At 42.3% G+C, this 12,681-nt stretch carries 12 protein-coding genes; 11 read left to right on the top strand and 1 reads right to left on the bottom strand.

Going from position 1 to position 12,681, the window contains the following annotated elements:
* The first annotated feature begins 18 nt into the window (after window positions 1–18).
* The 9 genes from NSU11_RS17860 (at window position 19) to NSU11_RS17820 (ending at window position 9,860) form a co-directional block, all read left to right on the top strand.
* Window positions 19–876: a class II fructose-bisphosphate aldolase gene (locus NSU11_RS17860; RefSeq protein ID WP_024423748.1), complete on the top strand. Its 858-nt coding sequence runs from the start codon at window positions 19–21 to the stop codon at window positions 874–876.
* Between the two features lie 111 nt (window positions 877–987).
* Window positions 988–1,626, top strand: a complete 639-nt coding sequence (gene fsa / locus NSU11_RS17855) for a fructose-6-phosphate aldolase (RefSeq protein WP_024426351.1) — start codon at window positions 988–990, stop codon at window positions 1,624–1,626.
* Window positions 1,627–1,873: 247 nt separating this feature from the next.
* Window positions 1,874–3,163 carry a UDP-N-acetylglucosamine 1-carboxyvinyltransferase gene (locus tag NSU11_RS17850; RefSeq protein ID WP_024423746.1) on the top strand — a complete coding sequence of 430 codons (1,290 nt, stop codon included), beginning with the start codon at window positions 1,874–1,876 and terminating at the stop codon, window positions 3,161–3,163.
* Between the two features lie 32 nt (window positions 3,164–3,195).
* Window positions 3,196–4,161 carry a class II fructose-bisphosphatase gene (gene glpX, locus NSU11_RS17845; RefSeq protein ID WP_012011567.1) on the top strand — a complete coding sequence of 322 codons (966 nt, stop codon included), beginning with the start codon at window positions 3,196–3,198 and terminating at the stop codon, window positions 4,159–4,161.
* A 365-nt stretch (window positions 4,162–4,526) separates the two neighbouring features.
* A complete protein-coding gene (gene rho, locus NSU11_RS17840) occupies window positions 4,527–5,810 on the top strand; it encodes a transcription termination factor Rho (RefSeq protein WP_008354975.1) in 1,284 nt (427 codons plus the stop codon).
* Between the two features lie 132 nt (window positions 5,811–5,942).
* Window positions 5,943–6,143: a 50S ribosomal protein L31 gene (gene rpmE / locus NSU11_RS17835; protein WP_003215407.1), complete on the top strand. Its 201-nt coding sequence runs from the start codon at window positions 5,943–5,945 to the stop codon at window positions 6,141–6,143.
* Between the two features lie 87 nt (window positions 6,144–6,230).
* A complete protein-coding gene (locus tag NSU11_RS17830; RefSeq protein ID WP_024426350.1) occupies window positions 6,231–6,833 on the top strand; it encodes a thymidine kinase in 603 nt (200 codons plus the stop codon).
* A gap of 279 nt (window positions 6,834–7,112) precedes the next feature.
* The gene (gene malS, locus NSU11_RS17825) at window positions 7,113–8,813 is read left to right on the top strand and encodes an oxaloacetate-decarboxylating malate dehydrogenase (protein WP_024423744.1); all 1,701 of its coding nucleotides are present in this window, start codon (window positions 7,113–7,115) and stop codon (window positions 8,811–8,813) included.
* Between the two features lie 90 nt (window positions 8,814–8,903).
* Window positions 8,904–9,860, top strand: coding sequence for an AEC family transporter (locus NSU11_RS17820; RefSeq protein WP_024423743.1), 957 nt, complete (start codon window positions 8,904–8,906; stop codon window positions 9,858–9,860).
* Window positions 9,861–9,895: 35 nt separating this feature from the next.
* On the opposite strand, the gene racA is transcribed toward NSU11_RS17820, so the two are convergent.
* Complete coding sequence (racA, locus tag NSU11_RS17815; RefSeq protein ID WP_133744468.1) at window positions 9,896–10,444, bottom strand: chromosome-anchoring protein RacA; 549 nt, start codon at window positions 10,442–10,444, stop codon at window positions 9,896–9,898.
* 210 nt (window positions 10,445–10,654) lie between these two features.
* On the opposite strand from racA, the gene prfA reads away from it, so the two are divergent.
* A complete protein-coding gene (prfA, locus tag NSU11_RS17810; protein ID WP_122631635.1) occupies window positions 10,655–11,722 on the top strand; it encodes a peptide chain release factor 1 in 1,068 nt (355 codons plus the stop codon).
* Window positions 11,712–12,596 carry a peptide chain release factor N(5)-glutamine methyltransferase gene (prmC, locus tag NSU11_RS17805; protein WP_342493702.1) on the top strand — a complete coding sequence of 295 codons (885 nt, stop codon included), beginning with the start codon at window positions 11,712–11,714 and terminating at the stop codon, window positions 12,594–12,596. The genes prfA and prmC overlap by 11 nt, the downstream gene beginning before the upstream one ends.
* The last annotated feature ends 85 nt before the right edge of the window (window positions 12,597–12,681 follow it).

Genomic DNA, 12,681 nt, shown 5'->3' with positions numbered 1-12,681 from the left:
TAGGGAGGATTTTTCATCATGCCTTTAGTTTCAATGACAGAAATGTTGAAAGACGCAAAGGAAAAAGGTTACGCTGTTGGACAGTTTAACTTAAATAACTTAGAATTCACGCAAGCGATTTTACAAGCTGCTGAAGAAGAGAAATCTCCTGTTATCTTAGGAGTATCTGAAGGAGCAGGACGCTACATGGGCGGCTTCAAAACAGTTGTCGCAATGGTTAAAGCGTTAATCGAAGAATATAATGTAACAGTTCCTGTTGCGATTCATTTAGATCACGGTTCAAGCTTTGAATCTTGTGCAAAAGCGATTCATGCAGGATTTACTTCTGTCATGATCGATGCTTCTCACCATCCATTCGATGAGAATGTGGAAACAACTGCGAAAGTCGTTGAACTTGCACATTTCCATGGTGTGTCTGTAGAAGCTGAACTTGGAACTGTTGGTGGGCAAGAAGATGACGTCATCGCTGAAGGCGTTATTTATGCTGATCCAAAAGAGTGCCAAGAGCTTGTAGAACGCACTGGTATTGACTGCCTTGCACCTGCATTAGGTTCAGTACATGGTCCATACAAAGGTGAACCAAACCTTGGTTTCGCTGAAATGGAAGAAATCGGTAAAACAACTGGTCTTCCACTTGTTCTTCACGGCGGAACAGGTATCCCAACTGCTGACATCAAGCGTGCAATTTCACTTGGTACAGCAAAAATCAATGTAAACACTGAAAACCAAATTGCTTCTGCGAAAGCAGTACGCGAAACACTTGCTGCAAAAACAGAAGAGTATGATCCACGTAAATATCTTGGACCAGCTCGTGACGCAATTAAAGCGACTGTTATCGGCAAAATGCGCGAATTTGGTTCTTCTAACCAAGCATAATTTGATGAGAACCGAAAGCCGCCTGAGTCACAGGCGGTTTTCTCCATATCTTGAGAAAGCGCAATCAAATTTACATTTCAGACAATTTATTGATAGGAGAGTGGCACAGTTATGTTATTTTTCGTAGATACAGCGAATATTGAAGACATCAAAGAGGCGCACGAGCTTGGCATTTTAGCAGGCGTCACAACAAACCCTAGTTTAGTAGCGAAAGAAAAGGACGTCTCATTCCACGACCGCCTTCGCGAAATCACTGACGTGGTATCAGGTTCTGTCAGTGCAGAAGTGATTTCCTTAAAAGCAGAGGAAATGATTGAAGAAGGAAAAGAGCTAGCTGCCATCGCACCGAATATCACGGTCAAAATTCCAATGACTACAGATGGCCTTAAAGCTGTCAAAGCATTAACAGACCTTGGAATTAAAACAAACGTCACATTGATTTTTAGTGCAAACCAGGCACTTCTAGCAGCTAGAGCTGGTGCGACGTATGTTTCTCCATTCCTTGGCCGCTTAGATGACATTGGCCAAAATGGTCTTGATCTCATCAGCGAAGTGAAAACTATTTTTGATGTTCATGGATTAGATACACAAATCATTGCTGCATCTATTCGTCATCCGCAGCATGTGACAGAAGCTGCGCTTAGAGGTGCTCATATCGGCACAATGCCGCTGAAAGTCATCAAGCAGCTGACGAAACACCCATTAACGGATGCAGGCATTGAGCAATTTTTAGCAGACTGGAATAAATAAATGATTGTGGCAGGCGGGATCGTCTCTCGTTTGCCGCAGTTTTCCTTATAAACGCTAAGAAATGTTTTGTGCAAAGAAGAGAACATCACAGCCTCGCAAAGCTTCGATTATTTTTCTTCCGACAAATTTCGTTTAACCTGTATTCTTTCTCTTGATATTGGCTAAATTTTGGACAAGACCTTTTAAAGCGCGACATCCACAAACAGTATAACTCCAACAGTGATCTTCTTTAAGAAGGGAGACAAATATGGAAAAGTTAAACATTGCCGGCGGTGATCCCTTGCGCGGGACCGTACATATTAGTGGTGCGAAAAATAGTGCTGTGGCACTGATTCCTGCCACGATTCTTGCTGATTCTCCAGTAACCATTGAAGGCCTTCCGCATATATCAGATATCGACACATTACGAGATCTGTTAGAAGAAATTGGCGGAAAGGTCACTTTTGAAAAAGGTGAAATGGTTGTGAATCCTGTTTCCATGATCAGTATGCCGCTTCCTAATGGAAAAGTGAAGAAACTGCGTGCATCCTATTATTTAATGGGCGCCATGCTGGGCAGATTTAAGCAGGCTGTCATCGGACTGCCAGGAGGATGCCATTTAGGACCTAGGCCGATCGATCAGCATATCAAAGGCTTTGAAGCACTTGGAGCCGAGGTGACAAACGAGCAGGGTGCGATTTATTTGCGTGCTGAAAAATTAGTCGGAGCCCGGATTTATCTTGATGTTGTCAGTGTAGGTGCGACGATCAACATCATGCTGGCAGCCGTACTGGCTGAAGGAAAAACCGTGATTGAAAATGCTGCAAAGGAACCCGAAATTATTGATGTAGCGACACTGCTTGCAAGCATGGGAGCCAAAATCAAAGGTGCGGGTACCGATGTCATTCGAATCGAAGGTGTAGAATCTCTTCATGGCTGTAAGCATTCAATCATCCCTGACCGCATCGAAGCAGGAACATTTTTAATAGCTGGTGCAGCGATGGGTGATGAAGTTGTACTTGATAATGTGATCCCAACTCATTTAGAATCAATTACGGCGAAACTTAGAGAAATGGGGTTCACCATTGAAACGAGCAACGATCAGATGCTGATCGTTGGCAGAAACGAAGGACTCAAGCCTGTCGATATCAAAACCCTTGTGTATCCGGGCTTTCCGACTGACCTTCAGCAGCCGATGACGGCGCTGTTAACAAAAGCAAAAGGCACGAGTGTGGTCACAGATACGATCTACTCAGCCCGCTTTAAGCACATTGACGAATTGCGTCGAATGGGTGCAAACATGAAGGTCGAAGGAAGATCTGCTATTATTACCGGACAAACACAGCTCCAAGGAGCAAAGGTTAAAGCAAGTGATCTGCGTGCAGGCGCTTGTCTTGTTGTCGCAGGGTTAATGGCAGACGGTGTGACCGAAATCACAGGGCTTGAACATATAGACAGAGGATATAGTTTGCTTGAGAAGAAGCTTGAAGGCTTGGGTGCAACCATCTGGCGTGAAAAGCTGAATGACCAAGAAATAGAAGAACTTCAAAATTCATAAGGCTTTGACTGTGAGAGGAGATTTGGACAAAAATGGAAAGAAGTTTATCGATGGAACTAGTACGGGTGACAGAAGCAGCTGCATTAAAATCTGCCCGTTGGATGGGAAGAGGATTAAAAGACGAAGCGGATGATGCTGCAACAAGTGCAATGCGTGATGTATTTGATACCATTCCGATGAAGGGAACAGTGGTCATTGGCGAAGGAGAAATGGACGAAGCACCAATGCTTTATATTGGGGAAAAGCTTGGGAACGGATATGGACCTCGCGTGGATGTCGCTGTTGATCCATTAGAAGGAACAAACATTGTGGCAAGCGGCGGCTGGAATGCCTTAGCTGTCATTGCAGTTGCAGATCATGGCAACCTGCTGAATGCACCTGATATGTACATGGATAAGATCGCAGTAGGTCCAGAAGCGGTAGGCTGCATCGACATTGAAGCGCCTGTCATTGATAATCTTCGCGCTGTTGCAAAAGCAAAAAACAAAGATATTGAAGATGTGGTTGCAACGATTTTAAACAGAGATCGACATGAGAAAATTATTGCTGAACTGAGAGAAGCAGGAGCAAGAATTAAACTGATCGACGATGGTGACGTTGCAGGAGCCATTAATACAGCATTTGATCACACAGGTGTTGATATTCTATTTGGTTCAGGCGGAGCGCCTGAGGGTGTCCTTTCTGCTGTTGCGTTAAAGGCACTTGGTGGTGAAATTCATGGTAAGCTTCTTCCTCAAAGTGAAGAAGAACTAAGACGCTGTGAGAAAATGGGGCTGGATGTTGGGAAAGTCCTCAGAATGGAAGATCTCGTAAAAGGAGATGACGCCATTTTTGCAGCGACAGGTGTAACGGACGGAGAATTACTTAAAGGTGTTCAATTCAAAGGCTCTGTTGGAACAACACATAGTGTTGTCATGCGTGCGAAATCAGGTACGGTTCGTTTCGTAGACGGCAGACACAGCTTAAAGAAAAAACCGAATCTTGTCATTCGTCCGTAATCTGAAAGCGGGTATTCATTACCCGCTTTTCATATAGGTGTCAAATGTATATCATTTTCTTTTAAAAGTTGAATATTCTCTGCAAATGAGGTAAAACTAAAGAGTGCTGCGAAATTTTCTGCGAATTTACTTCTTTTAAGCTTCAACAAGTTTAAATACTGCCGCATCATGACGATATACTCATTATCCTTCTCTATGTTGACAAAGCTCTATTTCACATTGTTCCTATCTTTCACGATAAAACGAGTGGGAGCGTTACCATCAGAGCGAGGTCATTCCAACAACAACGGAATTAAAAGCTAATCAAATACAATGGTCATGCATTTGTAAAGAAATACATTGACTAGAAAAGTGTGGTGTCCATATTGAAAGATGTATCGATTTCATCTTTGGAAAATATGAAATTAAAAGAGCTGTATGAGTTAGCAAAACGATACAAAATCTCTTATTACAGCAAACTAACAAAAAAAGAATTAATTTTTGCCATCTTAAAGGCGAACGCTGAGCAAGAGGATCTCTTATTTATGGAAGGGGTTCTTGAAATTATTCAGTCTGAGGGATTTGGTTTCTTAAGACCGATTAACTACTCCCCAAGTTCTGAAGACATTTATATTTCAGCTTCACAAATCAGACGCTTTGATTTACGAAATGGAGATAAAGTGTCTGGAAAGGTACGACCTCCAAAAGAGAATGAACGCTACTATGGCCTCCTTCATGTAGAAGCGGTAAATGGGGACGACCCAGAATCAGCAAAGGAACGTGTTCACTTTCCTGCACTCACACCGCTATTTCCTGACCGTCAAATGATTCTTGAAACACAGCCTAATCACCTGTCTACTAGAATTATGGACATGATGGCGCCAGTTGGATTTGGACAGCGTGGTTTAATCGTTGCACCGCCTAAGGCTGGGAAAACCATTTTGCTTAAAGAAATTGCCAACAGCATTTCTGAAAATCACCCAGAGGCAGAGCTGATTGTCCTTTTGATTGACGAACGCCCAGAAGAAGTAACAGATATCGAACGTTCTGTTGCAGGGGATGTTGTTAGTTCAACCTTTGACGAAGTACCGGAAAACCACATTAAAGTAGCAGAGCTTGTTTTAGAGCGTGCTATGCGTCTTGTTGAACATAAGAAAGATGTCATCATCTTAATGGACAGCATCACAAGGCTTGCTCGTGCATACAACCTTGTGATTCCGCCAAGCGGCCGAACGCTTTCAGGCGGTATTGATCCTGCGGCTTTCCATCGTCCAAAACGCTTCTTTGGTGCTGCGCGTAACATTGAAGAAGGCGGAAGCTTGACGATTTTAGCCACTGCACTTGTTGATACAGGATCACGTATGGATGACGTAATTTATGAAGAGTTTAAAGGAACTGGGAACATGGAGCTTCATTTGGACCGTTCTTTGGCCGAAAGAAGAATCTTCCCTGCGATCGACATTCGCCGTTCTGGTACGAGAAAAGAAGAACTGCTTGTGCCAAAAGAGCATCTTGATCGTTTATGGGCGATGAGAAAATCGATGTCAGATACACCTGACTTCGCTGAGAAGTTCATGCGCAAAATGAGAAAAACAAAGACAAACCAAGAATTTTTCGATATTTTAACGCAAGAATGGAAACAAGCCAATATGTCTGCATCAAGAAGATAGTTTCTCTGAAAAAATACATTTGCAATCATAGACTCACACTGTTATAATTTTATCATGTGCGTTTCAGAATTTATTTCTGAGATATTAACTCTGTTTCCGAATTGGATTCAGGGCGGAAGGAGATGACAGTAGATGAAAACAGGAATTCATCCTAACTACAAAAAAGCTACAGTCAAATGCGCTTGTGGAAATGAGTTTGAAACTGGATCAGTAAAAGAAGAGGTACGCATCGAGATTTGCTCTGAGTGCCATCCTTTCTATACAGGCCGTCAAAAATTCGCTTCTGCTGATGGACGTGTTGACCGCTTTAACAAAAAATACGGTCTTAAGTAATAATAGATACAATAAACAGGCAGGAATCCGTTCTTGCCTGTTTTTTTACGTGGATTGATGGAACTTTAAAACGGGGGAGAAGACCTTATGTATGTGATGAAACAAAGCGGTTGGCTTGAAGTCATCTGCGGCAGTATGTTTTCTGGAAAGTCGGAAGAATTGATTCGGAGAGCCAAAAGGGCCACCTTTGCCAAACAAGAAGTAAAAATATTCAAACCATCGATTGATAACCGATATAGTACAAGCTCAGTTGTGTCACATAACGGTTCATCATTAGATGGGATTGCAGTAGCCTCACCAAAAGACATAATAACGCACATATCAGAAAGAACCGATGTCATTGGCATTGATGAGGTGCAATTTTTTGATGAGACAATCATTGACATTGTCACTCAATTGGCTGACCAAGGCTATCGAGTCATTGTTGCAGGCCTGGATCAAGACTTCAGAGGAGAGCCATTTGGTGTTGTTCCGCATTTAATGGCATGTGCAGAGCTTGTAACAAAACTTCAAGCAGTTTGTTCGGTATGCGGCTCCCCAGCGAGTAGAACACAACGCTTGATCGACGGTAAACCCGCATCCTATGATGATCCTATTATTTTAGTAGGTGCGCAGGAATCATACGAAGCACGATGCAGACATCACCATGAAGTACCAAGACTTGATGTTGGTACAACACTTGACAAATAAAAAAATAGCAAATGCCGCTGTGTTTCGTTTTTCGAGATTTTGGCTGAACACCCATCATTTGTACTTAAATAAATTAAATAACACTACGATTAAATTATCTAATTTTCAACGCTTGCGTTTTGTCATAAGCAGGCATAAAATGACTAACTGTAGTGTAAAGCATTTAAACGAAAAGTTCGATTTCTTGTCATAATTTTTTTGATTAAGGATTTTTCTCCTTAATCGTTCTTTGGATTAATAGTTCACTTTATTTATATTTTAGAAAGAGGGTAGTTTTTGATGAACAACGTGAAGAAAACAAAAGAAGGGTACCTCGAAACCACTTTGACAGGTAAAGATGTATTATCGATTCCAACGTTGAACAAAGGCGTTGCTTTCTCTGAAGAAGAAAGACAAGAGCTTGGACTAGAAGGTTTACTTCCTCCAACGGTTCTAACTTTAGAACAGCAAGCGGAAAGAGCGTACAAGCAGTTTCTAGCTCAGCCGGATCGTCTTCGTCAAAACGTATACTTAAGTGATTTGCAAAACCGTAACGAAGTATTGTTCTACAAGCTTCTAACAGAAAAGCTTCGTGAAATGCTTCCAGTTGTGTACACACCAACTGTTGGTGAAGCGATTCAAGAATACAGCCATGAATACAGAAGACCTCATGGTGTCTATCTTTCAATCGACGACATTGACGGAATCGAGAAAGCATTTGAAAACTTGCACGCAACTGCTGGAGATATTGACCTCATCGTTGCAACTGACTCTGAGAGTATTCTTGGAATTGGTGACTGGGGTGTTGGTGGTATCAACATCGCAATCGGTAAATTAGCTGTTTACACGGCTGCAGCAGGTATTGATCCTAGCCGCGTGATTCCAGTTGTATTAGATGTTGGAACAAACAATGAAAAATTATTGAATGATCCATTATACATTGGGAACCATCATAAACGTGTACAAGGTGAAAAATACGAAGAATTCATTGATGCTTATGTGAAAGCAGCACTTAAATTCTTCCCGAAAGCATTGCTTCACTGGGAAGACCTTGGAAACAAAAATGCGCGTAACATCATGAAAAAATACAACGATAACATCTTAACCTTCAACGATGATATTCAAGGTACTGGTGCCATTACTTTAGCGGGTGTTCTTGCAGCTGTCAAGAAAACTGGTACTCAATTGAAAGATCACCGTGTTGTCATCTTCGGAGCTGGATCAGCTGGTATTGGAATCGCAGATCAAATGCGTGACACAATGGTTCTTGAAGGTCTAACAGAAGAAGAAGCAAACAATGCATTCTGGACATTAGACTACAGAGGATTGCTAACAGATCAATTTGAAGATGAAGTGCTTGATTTCCAAAAACCATACCTGCGTACTTCTGATGAAGTAGAAGGTTGGGCACGCGATGAAAAAGGGCAAATCTCATTTGCTGAAACTGTTCGTAGGGTGAAGCCGACCATCCTTATCGGTACATCAGGTCAAGGCGGCGCATTCACTGAAGAAATCATTAAAGAAATGGCAGCTCATACAGAGCGTCCAGTGATCATGCCAATGTCTAACCCAACACCGCTTGCTGAAGCTGTGCCAGAGGATCTATTCAAATGGACTGACGGCCGTGCGCTTGTTGCAACAGGAAGCCCGTTCGAAAACGTTGAGTATAACGGAATTGAACATGAAATCGGACAATCAAACAATGCGTTCGTTTTCCCTGGACTTGGTCTTGGTTCAATCGTAACAGAATCAAAAATCATCACAAAAGGCATGTTCGTTGCTTCTGCGAATGCAATTGCTGAAATGGTTGATCATGAGAAACCAGGTGCTGGTCTTCTTCCAAGTATTGATAAATTGCAAGAAGTGTCAATTCATGTAGCTGTTGAAGTAGCGAAAGCAGCAATTGAAGATGGTGTCGCAAGAAAAACGCCTGACAACATCGAACAAGCTGTGAAAGACGCAATGTGGATTCCTGAATATAAAAAAATTGTAAGAGCATAATAAAATGTGTAACGCGGCATTGCTTCGGGTAATCTAAGCAATGCCGCAATAAATAAGAAACATGTAAAGGATTTAAGGAGGAAGAGTAAGATGGACTTTTTAAATATTTTGATCCTCCTAGCACCGATTTTTTTCGTTATCGCGCTGGGTTGGTTCGCAGGGAACTTCGGCAGCTATGACGCTAAATCTGCAAAAGGTGTAAGTACACTTGTTACAAAGTATGCTTTACCAGCGCACTTTATCGCCAGTATTCTGTCAACACCAAAAGATAAATTCTATAGTCAAATTCCATTTTTCGTTGCATTGATTTTCGGAATCGTTGGTTTTTATATCATTATCCTTTTAGTTACGAAATTTGCTTTTAAATATGATTTAACAGATTCTTCTGTTTTCTCGTTAAACTCAGCACAACCGACCTTTGCATTTATGGGGATTCCGGTCTTGGGCAGTTTATTTGGAGCTCAAGAGGTTGCAATTCCGATTGCGATTACCGGAATAGTTGTAAATGCATTGCTTGATCCAATTGCTATTATTGTGTCAACTGTCGGTGAAAAAACAAAAGGAAAAGCCAAAGAAGGCGAAAGCTTCCTAAAAATGACGACAAAAGCAATTTTGCACGGTTTATCAGAGCCGCTTGCACTTGCACCGTTAGCCAGTATCATTCTTGTTCTTTTAGGATTTAAACTTCCTGCAATCGGACATGAAATGTTAGAGGAAATTGGCAGCGTCACATCAGGGGTTGCGTTATTCGCAGTCGGTGTCACTGTTGGTATTCGCAAAATTAAATTAAGCTTGCCAGCCTTCAGTATTGCATTGCTAAAAGTAGCTGTACAACCATTACTTATGTATTTTATTGCTGTTCTTATGGGTCTTTCGGCTGATGAAATTACAAAAGCTGTATTACTTGTAGCCTTCCCAGGTTCAGCTGTTGCAGCAATGATCGCAACACGATTTGAAAAACAAGAGGCGGAAACTGCATCCGCATTTGTGATCAGTGCCATCATGTCACTCATCACATTACCGATCATTATTGCACTTACCGTATAATATAGTAGAAAGGCTGCCAAACGAGGCAGCCTTTCTTAGCGAAATGAATGAAACAGAGGGAAGAGTACACGCTTTTTTTTGATGTCGGGGTGTGCGATTTCCTTTTTTTCTTCTACTTGTGACGGTTGTTTCAAGGCTGCGGCGAGGCGGTCAAATTTTGTGGATAAGTCTTCAATTTCTCTGCGGTGCTGAAGCAGCTGATACGATACACCTTCATCTGCTTTTTTAGCCAATTTCCGTTCAAGCTCTTGCAGGCGGTCTTCTACATCAGTGACGTGTAATTGCTGCTGAATAAGCTCTTTCACTTGCTTTTCTAATGCTTCAATCCGTTGTATGGAGACATCAGTTTCGGCAGCAGGTGCTGATTGACGAACGGTTTCCTTATGGATTGGCAGTTGAATGTCTTGGAGGATCACACCTTCACTCATTTGGTGTTTGACCTCTTTGAGCAGCTGTACGATATCTTCATGAAATTCATAATGTCCAAGTTCATTCCGGGCGACAGGGATGTTGAGCTGTTTGACCCAGCGCTGAATCGTTTTTGAAGAAACACCAATTTCCTTTGCAACCTCATTTGTATTCAAACCAAATGCCCTCCCTTTTTTCAATTACAAGTACCATTCTCTTTTAAGAGTTCCTGTTCCTTCACGTTAGACAAAACAAGTAACCAATCGCCAAAGATCGTGTTTTCTAGCGAAAAATTGCAGGAATTCAATTGTTTTGGAAATTTTTTTGACTGTCATACCCCGCTATACTATAATTAGACTGTTACGCACAAAACAGAGGTGAAGACCATGTTAGACCGTTTAAAATCAATTGAAGAACGCTATGAAAAGCTAAATGAATATTTAAGTGACCCTGAAGTGGTGAACGACCCTAAGAAGCTTCGTGAATATTCGAAAGAACAATCTGATATTCAAGAAACTGTTGAGGTATATAGACAATATCGTGCGGCATACGACCAGCTGAATGATGCAAAAGCAATGCTCGAAGAGAAGCTGGATGCCGAGATGCGCGACATGGTCAAAGAAGAAATTTCAGAGCTCACAGTAGAAACGGAACGTTTAGAAGACGAGCTGAAAATCTTGCTGATCCCGAAAGATCCGAATGACGATAAGAACGTTATTGTGGAGGTTCGTGGTGCAGCGGGTGGAGAAGAGGCTGCTCTTTTTGCAGGAAACCTTTACCGTATGTACAGCCGTTATGCTGAAATGCAAGGCTGGAAAACGGAAGTGATGGAAGCGAGTGTCACTGGCACAGGCGGTTATAAAGAAATCATCTTTATGATCAGCGGGAAAGGCGCATACTCCAAACTAAAGTTTGAAAATGGTGCACACCGCGTGCAGCGTGTTCCAGAAACAGAATCAGGCGGACGGATCCATACATCTACTGCGACAGTCGCTGTATTACCTGAGGCTGAGGAAGTTGAAATTGATATCCATGAAAAAGATATCCGTGTGGATACATTTGCATCAAGCGGACCTGGCGGACAAAGTGTCAATACGACCATGTCTGCTGTTCGATTAACTCACCTTCCAACAGGTGTTGTTGTGTCCTGTCAGGATGAGAAATCACAAATTAAAAACAAAGAAAAAGCCATGAAAGTACTTCGTGCGAGAATTTATGATAAATTCCAGCGAGAAGCACAGGCTGAATATGATCAAACACGTAAATCTGCGGTTGGAACAGGGGATCGTTCAGAGCGTATCCGTACGTACAACTTCCCGCAAAACCGTGTAACAGACCACCGCATCGGATTGACGATTCAAAAGCTTGATCAAATTTTAGAAGGAAAACTTGACGAGGTCATTGATGCACTAATTATGGAAGACCAAGCAAGAAAGCTTCAAGATGCAAAATAAAGAGCGAACAATCTTCGAAGCCCTTAAATGGGCTTCTTCTTTGTTAACGGAAGCTGGCAGAGACCAAAATGCAGCAGAACTCCTGTTGATGCATGTGCTCGGCTGGAGCAGAAGTGAGCTTCTTGCACGATTTCATGATGCGCTGCCTGAGGAGCAAGATCAACTGTTCAGCAAATTTGTGACACAGCATAAGGCGGGTGTTCCTGTTCAGCATTTAACGGGTATTGAATTCTTTTACGGACGTCCTTTCGAGGTGAACAAGCATGTTCTTATTCCTCGTCCTGAAACGGAAGAAGTTGTTCTGGCGGCGCTCAATTTGGTAGGTGACGTTTTCCCGCCCGGTCAGCCGCTCAAAGCAGTTGACGTTGGCACAGGAAGCGGAGCCATTGCGATTACGCTGGCTCTTGAAAAAAAATCACTATCTGTCACAGCAACTGATATCTCACAAGAAGCGCTTGCGGTAGCAAAACGCAATCAACAAGCGCTCGGTGCAGACGTTCATTTTTTACATGGAGATTTGCTTGAACCGGTTATAGCTCAAGGCATTAAAGTAGATGTATTTATTTCCAATCCACCTTATATTGCGGCGGAAGAAATGGACAGTCTGTCTGAGGTTGTGACGAAGCATGAGCCGGTGAATGCGCTGACGGACGGACGCGATGGCTTGTGGTTTTATCAGCGTCTCGTTCATGATCTTCCCAGCGTGCTGAGTGATCAAGCAGTTGTTGTCTTTGAAATTGGACATACGCAAGGTCAAGATGTCACAGCGCTACTTGAGCAGGCATTTCCTAAAGCGGATGTCTGCATCGTCAAAGATATTAACGGAAAAGATCGAGCTGTTTGCGCACACATTCAAAACGGAAAGTCCGGCTGAAGAAAGCCGGACTATTTTATTATGTAAAGATGAAACTTATGGTAAAAGAGAAACGTATATATAGAAGAATGAACATTCTGATCAT

It is taken from the genome of Bacillus sp. FSL R5-0712 (genome assembly GCF_038593285.1).
GTDB classification, from domain to species: domain Bacteria; phylum Bacillota; class Bacilli; order Bacillales; family Bacillaceae; genus Bacillus; species Bacillus safensis.
Note: the sequence above shows the minus strand (reverse complement) of the source record. Positions and strands in the feature narration are given on the sequence as shown.